At 72.3% G+C, this 22,956-nt stretch carries 21 protein-coding genes; 8 read left to right on the top strand and 13 right to left on the bottom strand.

Translation table 11 applies throughout. The features are described 5' to 3' along the window. Positions 1-40: 40 nt before the first annotated feature. Together ACFY8O_RS16940 and ACFY8O_RS16945 are read right to left on the bottom strand one after the other, a co-directional pair. The gene (locus ACFY8O_RS16940) at positions 41-925 is read right to left on the bottom strand and encodes a fructosamine kinase family protein (RefSeq protein WP_387902933.1); all 885 of its coding nucleotides are present in this window, start codon (positions 923-925) and stop codon (positions 41-43) included. Positions 926-1,102: 177 nt separating this feature from the next. Beyond that, positions 1,103-1,939 carry an alpha/beta fold hydrolase gene (locus ACFY8O_RS16945; protein WP_387902934.1) on the bottom strand — a complete coding sequence of 279 codons (837 nt, stop codon included), beginning with the start codon at positions 1,937-1,939 and terminating at the stop codon, positions 1,103-1,105. A gap of 273 nt (positions 1,940-2,212) precedes the next feature. Here ACFY8O_RS16945 and ACFY8O_RS16950 point away from each other — a divergent pair, with 273 nt between their 5' ends. Beyond that, positions 2,213-3,403, top strand: a complete 1,191-nt coding sequence (locus ACFY8O_RS16950; protein WP_387902937.1) for an NAD(P)/FAD-dependent oxidoreductase — start codon at positions 2,213-2,215, stop codon at positions 3,401-3,403. Between the two features lie 10 nt (positions 3,404-3,413). Then, positions 3,414-4,349 carry a sigma-70 family RNA polymerase sigma factor gene (locus tag ACFY8O_RS16955; protein WP_145807298.1) on the top strand — a complete coding sequence of 312 codons (936 nt, stop codon included), beginning with the start codon at positions 3,414-3,416 and terminating at the stop codon, positions 4,347-4,349. Between the two features lie 65 nt (positions 4,350-4,414). Here ACFY8O_RS16955 and ACFY8O_RS16960 read toward each other — a convergent pair whose 3' ends face one another. The 10 genes from ACFY8O_RS16960 to ACFY8O_RS17005 all read right to left on the bottom strand — a co-directional run bounded on the left by ACFY8O_RS16960 (position 4,415) and on the right by ACFY8O_RS17005 (position 14,872). Next, complete coding sequence (locus tag ACFY8O_RS16960; RefSeq protein WP_387902940.1) at positions 4,415-5,593, bottom strand: hypothetical protein; 1,179 nt, start codon at positions 5,591-5,593, stop codon at positions 4,415-4,417. A 119-nt stretch (positions 5,594-5,712) separates the two neighbouring features. Continuing rightward, positions 5,713-7,407 carry a serine/threonine-protein kinase gene (locus tag ACFY8O_RS16965; RefSeq protein ID WP_387902943.1) on the bottom strand — a complete coding sequence of 565 codons (1,695 nt, stop codon included), beginning with the start codon at positions 7,405-7,407 and terminating at the stop codon, positions 5,713-5,715. A gap of 243 nt (positions 7,408-7,650) precedes the next feature. Further along, the gene (locus ACFY8O_RS16970) at positions 7,651-7,923 is read right to left on the bottom strand and encodes a DUF3253 domain-containing protein (RefSeq protein ID WP_387902946.1); all 273 of its coding nucleotides are present in this window, start codon (positions 7,921-7,923) and stop codon (positions 7,651-7,653) included. Between the two features lie 189 nt (positions 7,924-8,112). Next, positions 8,113-8,385: a hypothetical protein gene (locus tag ACFY8O_RS16975; protein WP_387902948.1), complete on the bottom strand. Its 273-nt coding sequence runs from the start codon at positions 8,383-8,385 to the stop codon at positions 8,113-8,115. A 162-nt stretch (positions 8,386-8,547) separates the two neighbouring features. Next, complete coding sequence (locus ACFY8O_RS16980; RefSeq protein ID WP_387902950.1) at positions 8,548-9,798, bottom strand: hypothetical protein; 1,251 nt, start codon at positions 9,796-9,798, stop codon at positions 8,548-8,550. A gap of 255 nt (positions 9,799-10,053) precedes the next feature. Then, positions 10,054-10,614, bottom strand: a complete 561-nt coding sequence (locus tag ACFY8O_RS16985) for a hypothetical protein (RefSeq protein WP_387902952.1) — start codon at positions 10,612-10,614, stop codon at positions 10,054-10,056. A 95-nt stretch (positions 10,615-10,709) separates the two neighbouring features. Further along, the gene (locus tag ACFY8O_RS16990; protein WP_387902954.1) at positions 10,710-11,510 is read right to left on the bottom strand and encodes a siderophore-interacting protein; all 801 of its coding nucleotides are present in this window, start codon (positions 11,508-11,510) and stop codon (positions 10,710-10,712) included. 189 nt (positions 11,511-11,699) lie between these two features. Next, positions 11,700-12,698 (bottom strand): type I glyceraldehyde-3-phosphate dehydrogenase, encoded by a 999-nt coding sequence (gene gap / locus ACFY8O_RS16995; RefSeq protein ID WP_145807312.1) that lies wholly within the window; start codon positions 12,696-12,698, stop codon positions 11,700-11,702. Between the two features lie 189 nt (positions 12,699-12,887). Then, positions 12,888-13,844, bottom strand: a complete 957-nt coding sequence (locus tag ACFY8O_RS17000; protein WP_387902956.1) for a GlxA family transcriptional regulator — start codon at positions 13,842-13,844, stop codon at positions 12,888-12,890. Positions 13,845-13,978: 134 nt separating this feature from the next. Then, the gene (locus ACFY8O_RS17005; protein ID WP_387902959.1) at positions 13,979-14,872 is read right to left on the bottom strand and encodes a helix-turn-helix transcriptional regulator; all 894 of its coding nucleotides are present in this window, start codon (positions 14,870-14,872) and stop codon (positions 13,979-13,981) included. A gap of 243 nt (positions 14,873-15,115) precedes the next feature. Between ACFY8O_RS17005 and ACFY8O_RS17010 the strand changes: the two genes are divergently transcribed. Both ACFY8O_RS17010 and ACFY8O_RS17015 read left to right on the top strand, forming a co-directional pair. Further along, the gene (locus ACFY8O_RS17010; RefSeq protein WP_387902961.1) at positions 15,116-16,132 is read left to right on the top strand and encodes a zinc-dependent alcohol dehydrogenase family protein; all 1,017 of its coding nucleotides are present in this window, start codon (positions 15,116-15,118) and stop codon (positions 16,130-16,132) included. A gap of 88 nt (positions 16,133-16,220) precedes the next feature. Beyond that, on the top strand, positions 16,221-16,631 hold the full coding sequence (locus ACFY8O_RS17015; protein WP_387902964.1) for a (R)-mandelonitrile lyase: 411 nt from the start codon (positions 16,221-16,223) through the stop codon (positions 16,629-16,631). A 22-nt stretch (positions 16,632-16,653) separates the two neighbouring features. Here the strand turns inward: ACFY8O_RS17015 and ACFY8O_RS17020 are convergent, their stop codons facing one another. After that, positions 16,654-18,702: an AfsR/SARP family transcriptional regulator gene (locus tag ACFY8O_RS17020; protein ID WP_387902967.1), complete on the bottom strand. Its 2,049-nt coding sequence runs from the start codon at positions 18,700-18,702 to the stop codon at positions 16,654-16,656. A gap of 153 nt (positions 18,703-18,855) precedes the next feature. Between ACFY8O_RS17020 and ACFY8O_RS17025 the strand changes: the two genes are divergently transcribed. The 4 genes from ACFY8O_RS17025 (at position 18,856) to ACFY8O_RS17040 (ending at position 22,952) form a co-directional block, all read left to right on the top strand. Continuing rightward, positions 18,856-19,737, top strand: a complete 882-nt coding sequence (locus tag ACFY8O_RS17025; RefSeq protein WP_387902970.1) for an alpha/beta fold hydrolase — start codon at positions 18,856-18,858, stop codon at positions 19,735-19,737. Positions 19,738-20,513: 776 nt separating this feature from the next. Then, positions 20,514-21,728 carry an ATP-binding protein gene (locus ACFY8O_RS17030; protein ID WP_145807326.1) on the top strand — a complete coding sequence of 405 codons (1,215 nt, stop codon included), beginning with the start codon at positions 20,514-20,516 and terminating at the stop codon, positions 21,726-21,728. Further along, positions 21,725-22,567: a roadblock/LC7 domain-containing protein gene (locus ACFY8O_RS17035; RefSeq protein ID WP_387902972.1), complete on the top strand. Its 843-nt coding sequence runs from the start codon at positions 21,725-21,727 to the stop codon at positions 22,565-22,567. The genes ACFY8O_RS17030 and ACFY8O_RS17035 overlap by 4 nt, the downstream gene beginning before the upstream one ends. Further along, positions 22,560-22,952 (top strand): DUF742 domain-containing protein, encoded by a 393-nt coding sequence (locus ACFY8O_RS17040; protein ID WP_145807328.1) that lies wholly within the window; start codon positions 22,560-22,562, stop codon positions 22,950-22,952. Before ACFY8O_RS17035 ends, ACFY8O_RS17040 begins: the two co-directional genes overlap by 8 nt. Positions 22,953-22,956: the final 4 nt, after the last annotated feature.

A 22,956-nucleotide genomic window follows, 5' to 3' on the forward strand; every position in this document is an offset into this window, starting at 1 on the left:
GGTCCGGGCACCGCCACGTCCTGGCGTGACCGGACCTGGGTCAGTGGCGCCGCCGGAACGGGGCGAGGGTGGCGCGTACGAGGTCGGCTGCGCCCCAGTCGGGGTCGAACTGGGCCGTCACGGCCAGGTGCTGGCGCAGTTGGAGGATCGGCATCCGTTCGCGCCAGTCGCGGTCGAGCCCGGTCAGTTCGGCGTACAGCTCGAAGAACCCGTTCGCCTCGGGAGGCGGGGACGTCGTCCACAGGTGGGCCAGGTCGACCTCAGCCCACGTGTACGACACGGCGGGGTCGATCAGCGCGGGCCGGCCGTCGGGGGTGGCCATGAGGTTCAGCGACCACAGATCACCGTGCGTCAGGCAGGCGGGCCTGAGCGGCAGCAGCTCGGGCAGCCGGTCGCACAGCCGCTCCAGCGCCGCCCGGTCCGCGGGGCCGAGCGCCTGCTGGACACGAGGCTCGCCGAGCCAGCGCAGGAGACGGTGCTGTGCGAAGAACTCGAACCCGTCGTCCTCCCAGGTGTTCACCTGCCTGCGACGACCGAGCCAGTTGTCCCGGTGCCACCCGAACCGGGCGTGCCGCGTGGTGGTGTGCAGGTGGGCGAGCACATGCGCGAACTGCTCCCAGAACGCAACGGTGTCCGCCCGGGGCCGCAGCACGGAGAGCACGAGCACGTCGCGATCCGCGAGGAGGATCTCGGGCGTCGCGCCGCCACCCCTCTCGCGCAGCACCGTGAGCCCTTCGGCTTCCGCGGCGAAGGTGTCCTCCGACGGCGGCTCACGGAAGGCCTTGACGAACACCTGCGTGCCGTCGCGGCGGTGGGCGAGCCCCGCGGTCGCCGCGAGGCCCCCGGAGGCCGGCTCGACCGCGACGACATCGGTCAGCCCGGCCGCGTGCAGGCGTTCCAGCAGGAAGGACATGGAGGCGGACACGGGTGGGGCTCCTCTCGTGGGTCACACATCTTCGCAAAGAGGCGCCCGGGCCCGCGGCGGATCACCTGATCACGTTTCGGATCGTGCGCGTACGGTGTGCTCGCCCAAGGGCTCACGGCCCCGGCAGAGGTGGGCCTCGCTGCGATACGGGTGCGGGCGAGCGCCCGGGCGGCGGGTTCACCTCGCGAGGAACTCGGTGAGCTGCGGGGCGAGTTTCTTCGGGGCCATCACGACCGCGCCGTGGTTGAGGCCGGGAAGGGTGCGGTGGTCGGCCTGCGGCAGGATCTCGGTGAGAGCGACGGCGGCGCGGCGGAAGGCGGCCGGGCTCTTGCCCCCGGTCAGCACACGGGTACGTACGGCCACCCCCTTCCACTCCTCGGGGTCGAGCGGCCTGCCTCGCTGGGTGTCGCCCATGACAGCGATGTCGTGGAGCAGAGTGGGGGCCAGTTCGACGAGGCCTGCCCATGTCTTCGGCATGAGCTTCATGAAGAACACGGCCACACCGGGCATGCCCTGCGCCTTGGTCATGAAGTACCTGACCGCCTCACTGCGACGGCCCGCGTCGAGCAGCACGGCGATCTGCCGCGCGAGGTCCAGGGGCGGTGCCTCGTCGCCTTCGGCGACCACGAACGGCGGTTCGTAGAGGGCCAGCCGGTGGACGTTCACTCCCGCGGCAGCCGCGCGCAGGGCGAGGACCGCGCCGGAGGACGAGCCGAACAACGACGCCGAGCCGCCGGCGTGGGCGATCAAGGCGGCGATGTCCTCGATCTCACGGTCGGGAGAGTACGCGCCGCCGTCACTGCTGGCACCCCGCCCTCGCCGGTCGTAGTTGATCACGGTGAAGTGCTGGGCGAGGAGCGCCGCGAGCCGGGTGGTGTCGGAGCGGTCGGCCAGTGCCGAGGCAACCAGGACGACGGCCGGCCCACGGCCTGACTGCTCGAATGCGATCTCGGTGCCGTCGGCGGAGACGACACGGCCCTCGGCTGCGGCTTTCCGCTCTCGGTCTACTGACATGCCATCTCTCCGGTTCAGGTCGGGGTGGTAGCGCCGGGGTGGGCGTCACTGCTGGTAGGACCTCCGCGAGGACGAGAACTCATCGGCGTCCCCGGAACCGGGCGTTGGGCGCACGGGCGCCACCGACCGGCTTCCGTGATGGTCTCCCCCGTAAGGCCCGGACCCGCAGCCGGCCTGCGACGGGAGGGGGTGACCCACGTCACAGCAGTTCTCTGTCAGCAAGCGCGGCCCTGTCTCGTCGAAGGGGTACGCCAACGAGACAGGAGCAACGCCATGAAGCACCGCATCGTCGTCCTCGGCGCCGGATACGCCGGGGCCTTCGCCGCCGGAAACCTCGCCCGGCGGCTCTCCCCTGCCGACACGGAGATCACCGTCGTCAACGCCGCGCCCGACTTCGTCGAGCGGATGCGGCTCCACCAGCTGGCAGCGGGCCAGGACATCACGTTCCGCACGCTCACCGACGTGTTCGCGGGCACCGGCGTGCGGCTGCGCATCGGGCACGTCACCGGCATCGCACTCGACCGCAGGACCGTCGCCGTGACGGGGGAGGACGGCGACCACGAGGTCCCGTACGACACGCTCCTCCACGCGCTCGGCAGCTCGGTGGCCCACCAGGGTGTCCCCGGCGCGGCCGAGTACGCCTTCGACGTGACAGGCCGGTCCTCTGCGCTGCGGCTGCGCGAGCGTCTGGCGGCACTGGGTGAGGGCGCCAACGTGCTGGTCGTCGGTGAGGGACTGACCGGCATCGAGACGGCCGGGGAGCTCGCCGAGTCCCGGCCCGACCTCTCGGTCGCCCTCGCCGCCCGGGGGGAACCGGGCGCCTGGCTCTCCCCGAAGGCCCGCCGCCATCTGCGCGAGAGCTTCGGCCGGCTCGGCGTCACCGTCCACGAGCACGCCGGCATCGTGGCCGTCGAACCGGAGCGGGCGATCGCCACCGGCGGCAGGTCCCTTCCGGCCGACGTGACCGTGTGGGCGGCCGGGTTCGCCGTACCGTCGGTGGCGGCGGACAGCGGCCTGGAGGTCGCCGGCTCCGGCCGGATCGTCGTCGACCGCACGATGCGCTCGGTGTCGCATCCTGACGTCTACGCCGCCGGTGACTGCGCCTACGCGATCGGCGACAACGGGAGGCCCTTGCCGATGTCCTGCGCCTCGGCCGGCGTCACCAACATGCAGGCGACCGCCGCGATCATCGCGCGCCTCACCGGTGACAAGGTCCCGGTCACCGGACTCACGTACTACGGGAACCACATCAGTCTCGGGCGGCGGGACGCGATCTTCCAGATGGTCGACGGGGACGCGCGGTCGACGTCCTGGTACCTGGGCGGCCGGACCGCCGCGCGGCTCAAGGCGGGTGTGCTCAAGGGGGCCGGCTGGGGCATTGTCCACCCGACCTTCGGCGTGCCGCGACGCAGACGCCGCGTGGCCACCGTGCCCGGGGCCGCCGGGGTGAGGACTGGCGCCTAGGCTGTCGCGCATGGACAGCGCTGCCGTCGATCGGTTCGAGGCCGTCCGGGGCCGGCTGGCCTCGCTCGCGTACCGCATGCTCGGCTCGGCGACCGATGCCGAGGACGCCGTGCAGGACACGTTCCTGCGCTGGCAGGCGGCGGACCACGAGCAGATCAGGGTGGCGGAGGCGTGGCTGACCAAGGTCGTCACCCGCCTCTGCCTCGACCGGCTCCGCTCGGCTCAGGCGCGGCATGAGCGCGCCGCCGGGGACTGGCTGCCCGAACCGCTCCTCGACGGCGACCCCATGCTCGGTCCGGCCGACACCTTCGAGCAGCGCGAATCGGTTTCCCTTGCCGTGCTGATCCTCATGGAGCGCCTCTCGCCGGTCGAGAGGGCCGCTTACGTCCTGCGCGAGGCCTTCGCCTACCCCCATGCGGAGATCGCGGGGATCCTCGACATCACGGAGTCCGCGAGCCAGCAGCACGTCCACCGGGCCCGTAGCCGGGTCGCCGCCGAGCGACGCGGCGGCGAGGTGGACCCCGCGTCCGCGCGCCGCGTCGTCGAGGAGTTCCTCGCGGCGGCCACGTCCGGGCGTACGGAGCGCCTGGTGGAGCTGCTCACCGCCGACGTGATCGCGGTCTCGGACGGTGCGGGACTGGCGCGGCGGCTGCTGCGGTACCGGACGCGCGAACGCGTCGCGTCCTACGTCCGGGCCGGCTTCAGGCCCACCCCGGCGAAGCGGCGACTTGCCGGCGGCTCCCCCGCGATGCACATCGCGAGGCTCAACGGTTCCCCCGCCGTCGTCGCGGTGGTCGCCGACCGGGTCGTGGGTGCCGTGGCCTTCGGGATCAGCGACGGAAGGGTCGCCTCCCTGCACGGCATCGCAGCCCCCGGCCGGCTCGGGCGCCTCGACGCGGCCTGGGGGCAGCGCCCCTTCGAACCGCCGGTCATCGCCTCGTGGTGACCGGAGCCCGCGGTGACTCTCGACGCGAGGGGCGTGGGCTCGTCGGGAGGCGAGGGAGGCGTGCATCAGCGTGTCTCGACGAAACACGTGGCCACCGGGTCTCCCCCGGCACCCCACCTGTCCTTGCCGGGCCAGGTGTAGCCGAAGTGGTCCTTCTCGACCGCCTCCGCGGTCCAGGCCGCGGGCACCGCCCCGTAGGCGTCCTCACATGCGTCGCGGGCCATCCGCCTGGCCTCCTTGTGGCCCGGGTACGCCGCGTCGAAGCGTGCGTGGGCGAAGACGCGGGCCTCGTGGCGCTGCGCGCAGGGAACGGACACCATCATGTCGAGGGTGCGGGTGCCGGTCGTGAGGTCGGCGCATCCGCCCTTCTTCATCTCACCGACCGGCATGACAGCCGTCTTCGCGTCGAGTGTCGGCTCCGAGTCGGCGGGCATGACCGGCGCGGACGCCCCGAATCCGCTCACCTTCAGGACGGCGCGCAGCCCGGTCACCTCGGCCAGGGCGCTGTCCTCCGTGTCGAGCAGGCCCGAGAAGTCCGCCTCCGCGCGTGTGACGCGCCCCTTGGCGTCCGCGGACATGCTGAGCGACACGGGCGTCGCCGTACCGTGCGGATCGATGTCGGCGGCGAGTTCGGCGCCCAGGTCCTTGGGGAACATGCGCAGGGCGTTGAAGGCGGTGAGTTTCGCCCGGTAGGTACGTCCGCCCTTCTCCGCCGACGCCTGCTTCACTTCCTGTGCCCCGCTGAGGACTTCGAGGAGTGTGCCGCCGAACGCGGACTCCGTCCCTCTCAGCGCGCCGATCGCGGCGCCCGTCCCGAACGCGTCGAAGGCCCCGTCGTAGCGCAACCAGTAGCCGGCCTCGCCCGCTCGCAGCCGGATGGTGTCCGGTTCGACGGCCACCCGGGTCTGCGCGGGTGCCCGGCCCGCTCCCAGGCGGACGCCCAGCAGCACGTCCCTGGCTTCCTCCGGCAGGTCCTCGGCCACCGCCCACGCGCTGGAGCCGACGGCCCTGCCGCCGGGGAAGTCCAGCCGTCCCGAGGTCGTCTGCACGGTGTCACCGGACGGGGAGGTGAACGTCAGGGTCTGGGTGAAGCTCGCGGTACGGGCGGCCTGGGTCGTCAGCAACGCCTGGCGGGGCTGCTGCTCGACCGGCACGTCGAAGACCGGGTGTGCGGGCTTGTCGTCGGTTCCGTCCGCGCCGCATGCGGTGAGCAGCAGGGCGGCTGAGGCTACGGCGGCGGACATCGGCAGGAGGTGGCTTCTGATCACGCCGGTTTCGACCGCGAACGGTGGCGATCGGTTGCCCTCCCCCGGATAACGGTACGGTCACCCGTCCTGGCCGGCCGTACCCCCGCACGGCCGCTTCAGGCCGCTCCCCGCCAGATGGTCAAGTCCCCTTGCAGAAAGGCGAGGTCAGGCAGGGCCGTGGACTTCGTCTGGATCGCGTACAGACCGATGTTTCCCTCGTCGTCCTTCATGCAGATCTCGGTACCGGCGGCTGTGGCGGCCAGCAGCCATCGGTGGCTCGTGGCCTTGGCGAGCATGAGCCGGCACTCGCCGAGGGTGGTGCCCTGTCCGCCGAAGATCTGCATGAACACGGTGTGGTCGCTCTTCAACTCGCAGCCGGCCGACTCGCAATCGAGGCGGATGTCGCCCTTACGGCTCTTCAGCTCCGGCTCGGCGCTCTTCAGACTCAGCGAGCTGTTCCGGTAGAGGCTCACCAGGGGGAAGCCCTCGGGCCGTGGCTCCCGCGTCGCGTCCGGCGACGGAACCCCGTCCCCGGATGTCCCGTCACCTGCCCCGACCGCCGACGGATCCGACGCGTCGGAGGAGGCCGGTGCGGATCGCGGCGCCCGCACGGCCGGTTCCGTGGCGGACGAGCCGGGGCCGGCCGAATCCGCCTCGATGAGCCGCTCCCGCACGTCCAGGATCGACCACGTCAGAGCAGCCACCAGCAGCGCGCCTCCCGCTACGGCGCCGGCCGCGATCAGCGCGGTGCGCCGCCTCTGTGTCTTCCGCTCCTCCGGAGTCCGCTGCGGCATGCCGCCGGCCTGCGCGTACGCGTACACAGAGGCGGAGGTGGATACCGGAACGGACGGGCGAACCTGCGTCGGGCCGGGCACCGTCACGGAGGGCTGAGCCGGGGTCGGGTCGGGGACCGGCGCGGGGACCGTGGCCTGCGGACCGGCGATCTCCCGCCACACCTCGGGTCCCCCACCCGTGCCGACGTCCACTGTGAGGCGCTGCCGGCACCACTCCACGACCTCTGCCGGCGTGGCCCGCTCCGCCGGGTCGGCTGCCAGGCACCGGGCGAACAGGGGACGCAACGACTCGGGCAGCAGGGACAGGTCGGGGGCGGAGTGGACGATCCGGTAGAGCACGTTCACGGCCGAACCGTCGCCGTAGAGCGGTTTGCCCAGGGCCGCGAACGCCGCCGTCTGGCCGAGTGCGAAGACATCGGTCGCCGCTGTGATCTCGCCCCCGGACGCCTGCTCGGGGGCCATGTAGAAGGGGGTGCCGAGGGCACCTCCGGTCGCCGTGTAGGCCGTCCCGTCCGCGGCCAGCGCGATCCCGAAGTCGATCACCCGAGGGCCGTCCGCGGCCAGCAGCACGTTCGACGGCTTCAGGTCCCGGTGCACGATGCCCTCGGCATGGATGACCTGCAGCGCCTCGGCCACCCCCGCCATCAGCCACAGCAACGCCGGTACCGGTAGCGGCCCCCTCCGGGTCACGGCGTCCGTCAGGGACGGTCCCGGCACGTAGACCGTGGCCAGCCACGGGGGGACGCCGTCGGCGTCGGCGTCGATCAGCTCGGCGGTGTAAGCCCCTCGGACTCGCCGTGCCGCCTTGATCTCGCGGCCGAACCGCCGCCGGAAGTCCGGGTCGTCAGCCAGTTCCGGACGCACGACCTTGATCGCCAGGGGACGGCCACCCTGTGTGTGCGACAGATACACCCGGCCCATACCGCCCGCCCCCAGCCGCGCGGCAAGCCGATAGCCCGCAACGGTGGGCGGGTCGTCCGCCTGGAGCGGCTGGAAGAACTCCGTCGCCTGGCTCATGTCTGTTCTCTACCCCCACGGTGACGCTCTGGCCAACGGCATCAGCCTATGCGGGGTTTCGGCCCGGCCGTCACCGGACCTCCACTCGGGACGCACCCCACCATCCGCAAGAACAGCGCCGTGCGAGGGGAACGCGTCGGTGGTGGTCCGCTCACCGTGCGGGGTGCCCTGCCGGTCGCCGGGAGAGCCTGGGACGGTCGTCTCGTGGGGCGGCGGATGCGCCTGGAACGGTCGTCCTGTGGGTCAGCGGGTGCGGCGGATACGGATCGGGCCGCGGGCGTGCGCCGGGTCGACGGGACGCCCGGACTGGGTGATCTCCACCTCGCCGGCCGTGACGAGACGCCGGGCCGCGCGCCGGGCGGGCTCCATGAGCGCGCGCCAGCCGTCGCCGTCCCCCTCGTACACAGCTCTCGCCGCATCGGAGGGGCAGATCGTCGCGCTCGGCCCACGCCGTTCGAGCAGGTCCAGGATGGCTCGCTCCAGACGCCGGTCCGTCTGCCGTTCGGTGTCCGTCACCTCGCCAGTGTCGCACCGGGGGCGAAGACGGGCGCGACGATCTTCCGGTGCGCGACGTGCGGTCGGCCCGGGGCGGTGTCCGCCTCCGGCCCGTACGGCGACGCCGGTCGGACAACACCTCGGCTGCTGGCTGGGCCCCACGATCGGGGGCCCAGCCAGCAGCCGAGGTGGCACCGGCACCGAGGCGGCTCAGGAGCCTGCCAGCAGGGCGCCGAGGACCATGCCGCCGATCAGGCCCACGGCGCTGACCACGATGGCGGGAACGGCGAGCCGCTCATGGCGGACGGTCTTGGCCACGATGCCGAGCACCAGGCCGATCACACCGAAGACGATCGGCAGGAAGAGTAAGGAGATCGCACCGAGCACCATCGCGATGATGCTCAGCACGTTGCCGGTCGCCGTGCGCTGCGAGGCGCCGTGGGGGTGGTGCCCTGCCGGCTGGTTGCCGTATTGCGTGGTCATCTGCCGCTCCTTCGGGACGCTCAGCTTCCGGCCGGCTCCCGGATGGACCGGCCCGTCCCCACGGGTACCCCCAACTCATCCGCGAACACCACACCTGGAACCCACAGGCATGGAGGTCATGCGACGACGCGGCCGGAAGCTTCTTCCGCGCACGGCGGAGATCTACGTCCGGCGCCGCGTACGGCGCGACGCGGGATCCTCGGAGGATGTGCCGGAGGACCGGCCTGCAACCTTGTCCGCCCTCTTCGCGGTGGGACGTGCCGCGGACGTCTTCGCGGCAACCGCCTTTCCGGAGGCGGCCTTGCGGGACGGTGCTTTTCGGGCAGCGGCCTTCTTCCGAGCCGCCTTTTTCGGAGCCGTCTCCTTCGGCGCGGCCTTCTTCCGGGCGGCCTTCTCCGGAGCCGTCTCCTTCGAAGCGGCCTTTTTCGGGGCGGGGGCGGGCTCCTTCGGGGCGGCCTCCTCCGGAGCCGTCTCCTTCGAGGCAATCTTCTTCGGGGCGGCCTTCTCCGAAGCCGCCTTCTTCGAGGCGGCCTTCTTCGAGGCGGCCCCCTCCGGAGCCGTCTCCTTCGAGGCAGCCTTCCGCAAGGCGGCCTTCACGGTCCGACCGGCTCGTCCCGCTCTTGACGGCGCCTCAGCTGCCCGCTTCTCTTCCGGCCCGGTCTCTCCCGCCCCGCCCGAGCGCGTCGCGCTGCCCCGCTTCGTGGACCCGCGCTCGCGTCCGGGGCCCCGGCGTCGGGTGGGTCTGGCCTCGGCTCCCTCTCCCCCGTCGCCTCCCCTCTCCTTCCGGGCGCTGCCGGCGGCCTCGCCGACCGTGCCCGCGGCCACCTCGCCGACCCTTTCCGCAGCGGTGCGGCTCGTCTCTTCGACGGCGGCCCCGGTGCGGCCACCCACGCCCTCCACGGCTGCGCCTGCGCTGTCACCGACGGACTCGACCGCCGCCCCGGCGCCCCGCCCGACATCGCTCACGGCTGCCCCCGCACCCTGGCCCAGTTCCCCCACGGCCCTGCTGGTCCCGGTGCCTACACTCTCGATCGCCGCGCCCGCGCTTCTGGTCAGCTGCTCGAGGATCTGCGGATTGCGGTCGACCGTGGCCAGGAGCCGGGTGACGATGAGGGCGATGTTGTGGAGCCGCACCCTGAGCTGTGCCTGTACGTCCACGCCGTCGATGCCCAGCGAGACGCGCCCCAGCCTGACGTCCGCACCGACGTTCAGCTTGAGGAGGTCCAGTACCTCGGCTTGCAGCGACACATGGGCTTCGAGGTCGTCGACTTCCAGATCGAGTTCGTCGACGTGGAGAGCGGGAACGTCCAGGAACACATCTGACGGGCCCTTACCGCCCTGATGCTCCGGAGTGACGATCTCGTGGGTCTCCGGTTCCTGCTGCTCGTGATCGGCGCCGTCTGGGCTGGGCATGAGCTGCACACATCCTTGATGAGCCCCCCGCCGTAATCGTCACATTCAAGTGTCGACCGGGCGAAACCATCCCGCAAGGGAGGGCCTGCCGCCCGCCGGGGCGGGCGGCACGATCCCCCGCGAGGCGTCTGCTGCCGAGGTGGCCGGGACGTCCTCCACCGGTCTCGAGTCCTCTGCGCTCGGCCCTCGACATGGACCTACGCGCCCGGAAAGCCGTGCCGGCCGCCGAGGGCCGCTGGGCGCACGCACCCGTCCTCAGCTCGCGGAGGCCATCGGGTCCTCAGCCATGAATTCCGTGATCAGCTCGGCCGGATTGGCAGCCGAGGTCAGCTCGAACATGACGTCCGGGTCGAACATGTCGTAGAGGATCACCGGAACGGGCCGCCCCAGCGCCTCGATGATCCGGCCGCTTTCGTGAAGGTGCCGGGCCGCCCCGACGCACACTTCGTAGAACCACGTGACCAGCCTCTCGTCGGCGTCGTCCGGCTCGTCGTCGTCCTCGTACCAGAACTGCCGGGTCTCCGCCTCGCGACGGTGCCACTCCGCGCTTTCCGGGTCGCACCCGACGGACCTGACCCCTTCGAGACCCGTCGGCGGGAAGCACGCGTAGCTCCAGCGCGCTTCCCATGCGTCCGCCCCCGTCGTCGCCGACTCTGCGGCGTCGGCCTCGGTCGTGTAGCCGATCGCCACGTACGGGAAGCGCGGATCCTGATCGACACTGTCGATCCTGAACGTCACCGCGTATATCCCGTCGTCCGCCGGGAACTCTCCGACGATCGCGACGGCGGCCCGTGTCACATGCTCCTGGAACGCCACAGGGACTCCTCCTCGATCAGGTCGAAGAGCATAGGGGGGGTCCCGGCTGCCGATCCGTTCCGGCGCTCCCGCGGCGCTGCCCCGAGGCGCCCCGATCAGACGTGCGCCGGCTCCCGCCGCGCTTCCCCGGCCGCACGGAGGGCCGGGGTTGCGCGCCAGTAGCCGCAGAAGTAGATGTGCTCCTTGTCGATGCCCCGCTCGTTCACCAGGTAGCGCCGTACGGACGTGGCCAGGGTGGATTCGCCGGCCACCCAGACGTAGGGCCTCCCGGGCGGGAAGGGCAGCGCGCGCAGGGCCTCCACCGTCCGGGCACCGGGGGTGCCCGAGCGGTACAGCCACGTGGCCTCGCCGGCCAGGTCCACCACGACCTGCTCGTCCTCGACCTCGAGGAGGGTGTGCACCGGGGTGCGTACGCCCTCCAGCATGGACGAGATCGCCGGAAGAGCCGTCTCGTCGCCGATCAGCAGCTGCCAGTCCGCCTCACCGGCCTCGTACCGGGCACCGTCGCTGAGAACGCCGATCCTGTCACCGGGTACGGCCCTCATGGCCCAGGCGGATGCAGGACCGCTGTCCCCGTGCAGGGCGAAGTCGACGTCGAGCCGGCGGTTGGCGTGGTCGATGCCGCGCACCGTGTAGTTGCGCACGACAGGGCGCCGGTTCTCAGGCATCGCCTGGAGCTCGGCCCACCAGTCGGCGCCCACCGGCAGCCGCAGGTCGTCGTCGACCGGGAGGAACAGCCGTACCAGATGGTCGGCGCCGGCGTAGTGGAAGTCCCCCACAGCCTCGCCCTCCAGCGTGATCCGGACCATGCGCGGCGCGAGCCTGCGCACCTCGGTGACGGTCACGAACATGGGGCGCTGCGGTGGCAGTTGACGGGCTGCGCGCGATTGAGACATCAAGGACCACTCCCGGACAGGACCGTCGGACCACGATTAGGTGAGGCTCAGCTTACTTGCGATCAGGCTGAGCGCCACCCCGCCCCCGTCCTCGACCGGCTCGGCCGCGACGTCGGGCCGGCGGTGCCCGCCGGGCGGTTCCGGCGGCGCAGGTCGCCGGGGGCGGCGCACCGCCCCCGGCGTCACCTGTCAGCGGTCGGCGAGGAGTTCGAGCGTGTCGATCACCCGGTGGGAGAAGCCCCACTCGTTGTCGTACCAGGCGACCACCTTGATGTGGCGTCCTTCCACGCGGGTGAGGGCCGAGTCGAAGATCGACGAGGCGGGGTTGCCCGTGATGTCGGACGACACGAGCGGGTCCTCCGAGTACTCGAGGATGCCGGCGAGCGGTCCCTCGGCCGCGGTGCGGTACGCCGCCAGTACCTCGTCGCGCGTCACGTCACGGGCGACGGTCGTGTTGAGTTCGACGATCGAGCCCACCGGCACCGGTACGCGGATCGAGTCGCCCGACAGCTTGCCGTCGAGGTTCGGCAGCACCAGGCCGATCGCCTTGGCGGCGCCGGTCGTGGTCGGCACGATGTTGACGCCGGCCGCGCGGGCACGACGGGCGTCGCGGTGCGGGCCGTCCTGCAGGTTCTGCTCCTGCGTGTAGGCGTGCACCGTCGTCATGAACGCGTGCTCGATGCCGGCGAGTTCGTCAAGGACCGACGCCAGCGGCGCGAGCGCGTTGGTGGTGCACGAGGCGTTCGAGACGATCGTGTGCACGGCGGCGTCGTAGGCACCGGTGTTGACCCCGAACGCGAGCGTGACGTCGGCGCCGTCCGAGGGCGCGCTGACGAGCACCTTCTTCGCACCCGCGTCGAGGTGGGCCCGTGCGGCCTTGGCCGAGGTGAACCGGCCGGTCGCCTCCAGGACGACGTCGACGCCGAGTTCGGCCCACGGCAGCTGCGCCGGTTCGCGCTCCGCGAGGACCCTGATCCGGCGGCCGTCGACGACGAGGACGTCACCGTCCACGGTCACCGGGCGCCCGAGCCGTCCGGACGTGCTGTCGTAGGCGAGCAGCCGGGCGAGAGCGGCAGGTTCCGTCAGGTCGTTGACGGCGACGATGTCGAGGGCGCTGTCACGCTCCAGGAGCGCGCGCAGCACGTTGCGTCCGATGCGGCCGAATCCGTTGATGGCGATGCGAGTCATGAGTGATGTCCCTTTCTCTCCCCCTCAGGCTCGCTCGCGGCACGGGCCGCTGACAGTGGCGGGATCGCCACGGTTCACAAGGATCTCGCCAGCGCTGTCCGGACCCCCGGGGCAGGTGCCCGGACCCCGCCACGCGGGTGCCGGGTCGAAGCCCCTGGGCTGGTGCCTTCCGCGCCCGGGAGGAGCGGGTCACTCGCCGCGGGTGAACGTGCGCCGGTATTCGCTCGGGGTGGTGCCGAGGATGCGCTGGAAGTGCAGGCGGAGATTCGCGCCCGTGCCGAGCCCGATGTCTGCGGCGATCTGCTCGACACTGCGCTGCGAGCGTTCGAGCAGTTCGCGGGCCAGGTCGATGCGGGCGCGCATCACCCACTGCATCGGGGTGTAGCCGGTCTCCTCGACGAAGCGCCGGGAGAAGGTGCGCGCGGAGACCCCGGCCTCGCGGGCGAGCAGGTCGAGGGTGAGAGGCTCACCGAGCCGGTGGAGCGCCCATTCCCGGGTGGCGGCGAATCGTTCCCCGAGCGGCTCGGGGACGCTGCGCGGCACGTATTGGGCCTGGCCGCCGCTGCGGTAGGGGGCCGCCACCAGACGTCGGGCCGCGTGGTTGGAGGCGGCCACCCCGAGGTCGCCGCGCAGGATGTGCAGGCACAGGTCGATACCGGAGGCGGCCCCGGCCGAGGTGAGAACGCTGCCCTCGTCGACGAACAGCACGTTCTCGTCGACCTGGACGAGCGGATGCCGGACCGCCAGCGCCCGCGTGTAGTGCCAGTGCGTCGTGGCGCGTCTGCCGTCGAGCAGGCCCGTGGCGGCGAGGGCGAAGGCGCCCGTCGAGATGGCGGCGAGCCGCGCGCCCCGGTCGTGGGCTGCGATCAGGGCCTGGACGACGGCCTGCGGCGGGTCTTCGCGGTCGGGAAAGCGGTAGCCGGGGACGAAGACGATGTCGGCCCACGCGAGCGCGTCGAGACCGTGGGCGACGTGGTAGGCGAGGCCGTCGCCACCGGTCACCAGGCCCGGCGCCGCCCCGCACACCCGCACCTCGTACGGCATGCTCGCCCGTGTCGTGAAGACCTGTGCGGGAATGCCGACGTCGAGCGGCTTGGCGCCCTCGAGCACGAGGACTGCGACGCGGTGCGGGCGAGGTGCGGACACGGGAAGAGGGTACGTGCGGTGTGCCTCCGCCACGCTCACGGATCCGGCAGCCGCACTCCGGAGGACCCGGCGGTTGTACATGCTCACGCCCCGCGGGACCGCGTGCCGGTGCCCCAGCCCCGTCGCCCCGGTTCTCAGCCCGTCGTGGGCTGCCGGGTGGGGGAATCGGCTTCCTGGGTGGCCGCCCACGAGGCGAGCAGGCGCAGTCCCTCCTCGGAGGGGGAGCCTGGTTCGGCGGTGTAGATCGTGAGGGTGAGCCCTGGTTCGGCGGCCATGTCCAGTCCCTCGTAGGCGAGGGTGAGCTGTCCTACGGCCGGGTGGTGGAAGTTTTTGGTCCCGGTGCCGTGGTGGCGGACGTCATGGGAGCCCCAGCGGGTGCGGAATGCGTCGCTACGGGTGGACAGCTCGCCGACGAGGTCGTGCAAATCCTTGTCGTGAGGGTCCCGCCCGGCTTCGGTTCGGAGGATGGCCACCGCGGTGTCGGCCGCCGTGTCCCAGTCGGCGTAGAAGGACCGGGACGCGGGGTCGAGGAAGTTGAAGCGGGCCAGGTTCGCCTGGTTGAGGGGCGTGGCGTAGACGTCGGAGTAGAAGGCGCGGGCGAGCTGGTTCGCGGCGAGGATGTCCATCCGGCCGTTACGGACGAAGGCGGGGCCGGCGGTGATCGCGTCCAGGGTCCAGCGCAGGCTGCGGTGCGGGGTCCACTGCTGCCTGGTGGTGCGGCGCCGGGGCCGGGTGAGGGCGTGTGAGCCGTCGGCGGCCTGGGCGAGGTGGAGGAGGTGGGAGCGCTCGGCGTCGTCCAGCTGAAGGGCGCGTGCGACGGCTTCGAGGACGGCCGGGGAGACGCCGGCGAGGTTGCCGCGTTCCAGCTTGGCGTAGTACTCGACGCTCATGTCGGCCAGAGCCGCGACCTCGCTCCTGCGCAGCCCCGGCACCCTGCGCCGGGGGCCGGCGGGCAGTCCGGCCCGCTCCGGGGTGATGTTCGCTCGGCGCGAGGTGAGGAACTCGCGCACTTCCGCATGGTTGTCCACGTCTTCGACGGTACGGCCTGTTCCCCACCGGAGGGATGTACTGCCGGTACACCTCTTGCCGGTGACTCGCTGACCGCGGACGGAGCGGGTTACCTGGGTGGAGTGGCGCTCCTCGTTCGGCCGTACCGGTCGGCGGAAGGGCGCCGGACAGGCCCCGGGCGGCCACCCGCCGCCGATCCCGTCCCGCAGCCCCCTCCGGCGGCTGCCGACCGAACGAATGCCTGAGCACGTAAGGAACCTCTCATGCGCGGAGCAGTGATCCACGCCCCCGGTGACGTCCGTTTCGAGACCCTGGACGACCCGAAGATCCTCGAGCCCACGGACGCGATCATCCGCACGGCCCTCACCTGCGTGTGCGGCTCCGACCTGTGGCCCTGGCGCGGCCTGGAGCCGACCGGCGAGGCGCACCCCATGGGGCACGAGTACGTCGGCTTCGTGGAGGAGGTGGGCAGCGAGGTCACCTCGGTCAGGCCGGGCCAGTTCGTCGTCGGCTCGTTCGCCACCTCGGACAACACGTGCGCCAATTGCCGCAACGGCTTCCAGTCCAACTGCCTGCACCGCGAGTTCATGAGCTCCTGCCAGGCGGAGTACGTACGCATCCCCCACGCCCAGGGCACCCTGGTGGCCACCGCCACGGTGCCGGACGAGGGGTACTGGCCCGGACTTCTGGCGGTCTCCGACGTCATGGGCACGGGCTGGTGGGCGGCCGACGCCGCGGAGGTGAAGCCCGGCTCGACCGCCGTCGTGGTCGGTGACGGCGCCGTGGGGCTGTGCGGGGTGATCGCCGCGAAGGAGAGGGGCGCGGAGCGGATCATCGCGATGAGCCGCCACGCCTCCCGGCAGAAGCTCGCCCGTGAGTTCGGCGCGACCGACATCGTCACCGAACGCGGTGAGGAGGGTGTGGCCCGGATCAAGGACCTCACCGGCGGGATCGGCGCGGATTCCGTCCTGGAATGTGTGGGAACCGCCCAGGCGATGCGGCAGGCCCTGCACTCGGCGCGGCCCGGTGGCAACGTCGGCTTCGTCGGTGTCCCCCACGAGGTCGCCCTCGACGGGCAGGAGCTGTTCTTCTCCCACGTCGGCCTGCGTGGCGGCCCCGCCCCCGTGCGCCGCTACCTGCCCGAGCTGATCGACGGCGTGCTGTCGGGACGCATCGAGCCGGGCAAGGTCTTCGACCTCACCCTGCCCCTGGAGCAGGTGGCCGAGGGCTACCGGGCGATGGACGAACGGCGCGCCGTCAAGGCGCTCCTCAGGCCCTGACCCCAGGGGGCAGCCGAGCCGTCGGCGTCGTCATGCCGTCCCTCGGTTGTCCCGTCCGTCCTGGACACCCCACGAGGAAGGAACGACCATGCAGATCACCCGAAGCTCGGTGGACACGGTCAAGGGCCCGGCCGACTGGTTCACCGGGGACGTCTACATCGATGCCGTCGCTGCCGCGCCCCCGCCGTCCCGGCTCACCGCCGCCCTGGTGCACTTCATGCCGGGTGCGCGTACCCACTGGCACCGCCATCCGCTGGGCCAGACCGTCTTCGTCACGGAGGGCGTGGGCCTGTGTCAGCGCAGGGGTGGGCCCGTCGAGATCATCCGCCCCGGTGACCGCGTCCTTTTCGAGGCCGACGAGGAGCACTGGCACGGCGCCGCGCCGAACCGGCTGATGGTGCACCTGGCCGTCAACGAGAGCGACGCCGAGCATGAGGTCGTGCACTGGCTGACTCCGGTCACCGACGAGGAGTACGCCGCCGCCCCCGCGTCCGGCTGACTTCTCGCAGTCCTGACCGGTCTCAGCGCGCCCCGACGTGGCCGCCCGGCCCGCCGGGGTTCCGGAGGGCGCTGTCGGCGGCCCGGATGTGGTCCGCGACCGGGCCGAACGAGACGAGTCCGCTCCCGGCGCCGGCCGCCTCGCCTCCAGCTGCGGCGAGTGCGTCGCGGGCGCGGCGCAGGACCGGCACGTGGCCCACGGCAGCCGCGGCCCGGGCCAGTACGCACCACAGCGCCTCCTGGAGGAGGTCGTGCGGAGGGCGGGGCACGACGGCGAGCGCTCGGCGGGCCTGCTCCGTGGCGCCCGACGCGGCCAGCAGCAGGGGGGCGAGCCACGGCCGGTACGGTCCGGTGTCGAGGCCGCTGAAGTCCCCGGGGTCCGGCAGGGCCTCGCCCCGCATGACGGGGACCAGCGCGACGAGGGCGGCCAGTCCCCCGGTGAGGCCGGGCATGCCGTGGTTCGCCGTCGTCCCGAGCAACCGCTCGTACCGGGGGCGGGCCGCCGCCCAGCCGTGTGTCTCGCAGATCCGCAGGGCCTGGTACCAGGACGTGAACACCACCGCGAGCGGGCGTTCGTTGCGGTGCGCCAGGCGGTCGATCTCCGCGGCCTCGGCATCGGCCGCGTCCAGGTCGCCGAGCCCGGCGCAGGCCTGGAGACGGATCAGCCGGCCCAGGACCTCGTGGCCGGAAAGCTGGTGGGCCGCGGCCAGCCGGGCCAGTTCTCCGCCGAGCTCCGCACGGCGTGCGGCCGATCCGCAGGAGCCGAACGACTGCATGAAGGCACCGTTGAGGGCGAAAGCGAGCAGGGCGGGGTCGGCGAGGCCCCGGGCGATCCGGACGGCTTCCTCGGCGGCGCGCTCGGCGCGCAGTCGCCATGGTTCGGCAGTGGGCGAGTCCGCCGCACGGGGAAGCGGCGCGTCGGCGGCGGCGTCGCCGCGTGACTCGACCGCGACGACCGAGAGCAGCCGGGCGCGCAGCGTGGGCGGGCCTTCGGGGCCGAGCCGCGCGGCGGCCCGGGCGGCGGCCCGGGACAGCTCACCGGCGTCCTCCGGGTCGTCGGCCCTGGTCCACAGCGCGGGCACGTCGTAGGCGCCGATGATCCTCGCCGTCAGCTCGTCGTCGCCCGTCGCCTCGGCGGCGGCGACCAGGTCCCGCCGGTGCTCGCGCGCCTCCTCCAGGCCGCCGGCGCCGGTCACGGCCAGGTCCCGCAGGAGGCCGGCGGTGGCGTGCAGCCTGGCCCGGGACCTGGCGGGTACCGACCGCTCCCAGGCGGCCGACGCCCGGTCCCAGACGCCGTCCGCCACGCCGGCGCGCTCGGTCACGGAGCCAGGTGCGCCGCTGAGGATCCGCGCTTCCACCCGGGCGAGTGCGGAGCCCGGGCCGTGGCCGCCGGTCAGGGCAGTGCGGGCCTGACGCAGGCTCTCCAGGGCCTCACCGCGACGGCCGGACCGGTCCAGTGCGGTCGCCAGCAGGACCCAGCCGTCCTCCCGCCCCGGGTGCGCGGCGACATGGGCGCGCAGATCGGCGACGGCGTCGCGGGCGGCGCCCGTCGCCAGCAGGGCGTCGGCACGCCGCTCCACGGCGTCGAGGCGCAGGGCCTCCAGCCGGGCCTGTTCGGCAGCGGCCCACGCCGCTCGGGGGAAGTCCGCCAGCACAGGTCCCCGCCATCGGACGAGCGCCTCGTCCCACAGGGCGACCGCCTCGTGCGGGGGCGCCTTCTCGGCCCGCGCGGTGGTGTCCTCGAACCTCCAGGCGTCCACCGCCTCCCGCCCGGCGCGCAGGACGTAGCCGGGGCCGTCGGTGACCAGGAGCCGGGACGGCTGGCGGGGAGGGCGGCCGGGTTCCAGTGCGCGGCGCAGCGCCGCCACGAAGGTGCGCACCGCGCCCACCGCGCCGGCAGGGGGTTCGTCGCCCCACAGATCCGTGACGAGGCGGCCTACGGGCACCACCCGGTTGCGGGCGATCAGCAGCCGTCCGAGCACCTCACGGTTGCGGGGGGCTCCGAGCGGGAGCGGTGCGCCCTCGGAGTCCCAGGCGCCCACCGGTCCCAGCAGTCCGAACTCCACGCCCACGGCACGGTCCCTTCGTGGGCGGCGCCGTCGCCTGAGGTGCCGCGTCTTCACTCATCGATCGCTGATCCGAGGCCCGCAGGGTGGGTGCCGTCCCCGGACGGCCGGACCGTGAGGCCCGGAACGTCCACTCTGCCACGCATCACAGGAGTCGCAGTGACACACCTGAGCATCCCCGGTTTCACCGAGCACCGCGTGCGGGTCGACGACGACGTGACGCTGCACGCCGCCGTCGGCGGCAGCGGCAGCCCGCTCGTCCTGGTGCACGGTTTCCCGCAGACCCATCTGATGTGGCGGCACGTGGCCGCCGATCTCGCCGCGGACCACACCGTCATCTGTCCCGATCTGCGGGGCTACGGAGCCAGTGACAAGCCCGCCGAAGCGGGCCCCGAGACCTATGCGAAGCGGACCATGGCCCGGGACGTCGTCCGCCTCGCCTCCGAGCTGGGGCACGACCGCTTCACCCTGGCCGGCCACGACCGTGGGGCGCTCGTCGCCTTCCGCGCGGCCATGGACCATCCCGACGCGGTCTCCCGGGCGCTCTTCCTGGACGTCCTGCCGACCCTCGACATGTGGGACGCCCTGGGCGGCGTCTCCGGTGCGGTCGGCTTCCACCTGTATCTGATGGCGCAGGCCCCCGGTCTGCCGGAGGAGATGATCCAGGCGTCGGCCGAGACGTTCTTCGCCCACTTCCTCGATGCCTGGACCGGCGCCCCCGGCGCCATGACCGCCGAGGTCCGCCGCCACTACCTCGACGCCTCGGCGGCGGCCGTGCCCTCGATCGTCGCCGATTACCGTGCCTCCGCCGGTGTGGACGTGGAGCACGACACCGCCGACCGCGCGGCGGGCCACCGGCTCGCCATGCCGGTCACCGTTCTCCAGCAGGACTGGGGCGCGGCGCTGGGGTACGACGCCCAGGGGCTGTGGAGCGCGTGGGCCGATGACCTGCGGCACCGCACGGTCTCGTGCGGCCACTTCATGGCCGAGGAGGACCCGGAGCTGATCGCCGCCGAGATCCGGCGCCTCGGGGAGCGCTGACGGCTGGGCCGCCCCGCTCCCTCGCAGGGGTTGCCTCCTGCGCACCGGGCGGGGGTGGGGGACCTGCGCGGGTCGCACGGGGAGGCCGCGACTGACTGCTCCGGCGCGACCACCGGAGCCGCAGGCCTGTGCCGCGGCCGGCACCCGGAGGCGAGGGGGCCGGGCGTACGACCGTCCCCCCCACCCTGCGACGCCGCGCAGGGGGCCGCTGGACGCTCAGGGTTTCCGGGCAGGCGGCATGGGACGGAACACGTCGGCGTGGCGTTGTCCGTTCGGCGTCAGGGTGCCATGCACAGGTAGCCAGGACATGAACGCGCGTGACGCCCCCCGTGAAGACCGGGAGGGCCTCCGCACCACCGGCCGGAGGCGCTCCGCCCACGGACCGGACCCCGAGCGGGACTCCCGGCGGGGGTCCGGTTGACGGGGCCTCAGATGGATGTGAGAGATTGTCACTCCTCTTGTGAAGGACCCGTTGATGTATCCGCTTCGAGCGGCTTCCAGGGGCGACTGCGGTGGAGGCGAAAGGGCAAGTCAACCTGACGCGGCGGAGGCCGTGTTGGCCGTCTGCGCGGCCATGACGCGAGTCCTTCGAACGTAGATCCGGTGATAGCATCCCGGCATCTGTGATCTTGATCCACTTGACGCAGAAAATGATTTCCGATCGGCGGCCTGCTCTCCGCGTAACAGCAGGTGAACAGTGCCGAGCGGCCGTGCCGCGGGTCCTTCGCGAGGTGTATCCGCCGCCGTCCGCATGCCATGCGCCGGGAAAGGTTTCCATGAATCGAGACGCACTTGTCTGGTGTCTGGTTGCGCTGGCGGCGATAGCCGTCGCCGCAGTCGTGGCACTCGTCGCCCGCAACAGAGCCCTGGGGGCGAAGAAGCAGCAGACCGAGGCCGACCTGAGGCGACAGCTACTCGCGGCGGACAGCCTGCTTCACGCATCGCGCGCCGAGCTGCAGCACTTCCGGAACGAGCAGGACAACACGCTCCGCGAGGCGAAGGAAGCCGCCGAGGAGAACACCAAGGCCGTCCTCAAGGGTGCGGCCAGCTTCCTGCAGAGTCTGGCCGCCGAGCAGACGACCCTCCTGGACGGCATCCAGCGCAAGTACGGCAATCACGCCGTCCTGAGCGAGCTGCTGGACGTCAACCACGCCAACGCCCAGATGGCGCGCAAGGCGCAGGGCATCGCCGTGATGTGCGGTGCGCCCCTCGGCCGCCGCAACAGGCCCGCCAGCGTCTACGACGTGGTGCGCAGCGCGCAGGGTCAGATCCGTAACTTCCACCGGGTCGCCATCATGCAGCAGACCGGACTCGCGCTGAAGGCGTCGGCCGTCGCACCGGTCGCGCTCGCCGTGGCGGAGCTGCTTGACAACGCTGCCAGCTTCTCCCAGCACGACGCTCCGATCGAGGTGACGTTCCAGCGCGTGCAGAACAACCTGTGCATCGTCATCGACGACGCCGGTGTGAGCATGAACGACGAGGACCGGCAGCGGGCGACCGCGCTGCTCTCGGGTGAGGTCGCCCCCCGGCTTTCCCAGCTCGGCACCCAGCCGAAGTTCGGCTTCCCGGTCGTCGGACTCATCGCGCGCCAGCACGGTTTCAAGGTGGATGTCACCGGAGTCTCCCGGTACGGCGGCGTCCGGGCCGTCGTCCTCTTGCCCGAGGAGCTGTGGACCATGGAGGAGATCCCGCCCGCCCAGGAGGCCCCCGTCAGCAACATCAGGCGTTCGGCCGAGAGCCGTCCCCAGAGCGCCGAGAGCCGGCCCCAGACGTCGACGTCGCGCACGATGCACGGGCTTCCCAAGCGGGGAGCGCGCCAGGCGCCCATCGCGAGCGTTCCCGACCCCGCCCCCGACAACGCCCCGCCGGCGACGCGGAGCCCGCAGGAGACGGGCCGGGCCTCCGGGCGCAGCCTGGGCGCCTTCCAGCGCGGCACGCTCTCCGGCCGCAACCTTGACGCCACCTCGCTCGAAGGGTCCGAAGACGCATGACCGCAGACCTGTCGTGGATGCTCGAGGACATCGTGCACAACGTGCCCCGTGCACGGCACGCCGTCCTGCTGTCCGCGGACGGCCTTCCCCGCGGGGCGACGGAGGGCCTGGCCGAGAAGGAAGTGCGTACCATCTCCGCCGCCATGGCCGGGATGCAGTCGCTCAGCCGCGCCACGGCCCACTTCGCCGGACCGGAGGAGGACCGGCAGTGGAACCAGACCATCATCGAGTTCTCCCACGGGTGGAGCTTCCTGATCGGGGCGGGCCAGGGCGCCTATCTGGCCGCCGCTGCCGCCCCCGACGTGGACATGCAGCAGATCTCCTTCCGGATGCACCGTCTCGTCGCGCGGCTGGGCAACAACCTCACCTCTCCTCCGCGCGTCCGTTCCGAGGACGCCGGTGGTGCGCGCGGGACCTCGCCCCGGCGGGAGAGCGCGAGCGACGCGGGATTCGTCCTGGCCGAGCTCGACGAGGTCATATCCGAGGTCAAGGGCGCGCGCCATGCGGTGCTGCTGGGGGCGGACGGCCTTCCCCGCGGGGCGACCAAGGGGATGAGCAGGGACCTCGCCGACACGATCTCCGCCGCCATGACCGGGATACATGCCTACAGCCGGGTCACCTCCCAGTTCGCCGGGGTCCTGGAGGACGCCGAGTGGCGTCAGACCGTCATCGAGTTCCAGCACGGCTGGATCTTCCTGATGGCCGCCGGTACCGGCTCGTTCCTCGCCGCCGCCGCGGAGCACGACTGCGACATCGAGGAGTTCACCACGCGTCTGCACGAGGTGGTACCGAGACTGACCGCGTCCTCGACACGAGGGGAGGGCGCAGGCGATGCCTGACGGCCCCGAGCAGGATCCCGAGCTGGAGCTGACGGCCCCGTTAGTCCCGCTCTTCGTGATCACGAACGGCCGTGCGCTTCCCCCGGACCACGAGTACGAGCACACGACGCTCGTGACGGCGGCGGCACAGGACGGGCCGGTCGTGGGGCGCACCCTGTCACCGGAAGCCGACCAGGTCATGGACCTGGTCGCCAACGGCTTCCTGTCCGTGGCCGAAGTCGCCGGGCACACGCACCTGCCCCTGGGCATCGTCCGCATCCTGCTGGCGCAGTTGGAGGAGGACGGACTCATTCTCGTGAGACGGCCCATCCCCCGCGCCGAACGTGTCGACAGAGAACTGGTCAGCGCCGTGCTCGAAGGCCTGAAGAATCGATTCGGAGCGTAAACGC

The organism is Streptomyces argenteolus, assembly GCF_042902585.1.
Taxonomy (GTDB): domain Bacteria; phylum Actinomycetota; class Actinomycetes; order Streptomycetales; family Streptomycetaceae; genus Streptomyces; species Streptomyces argenteolus.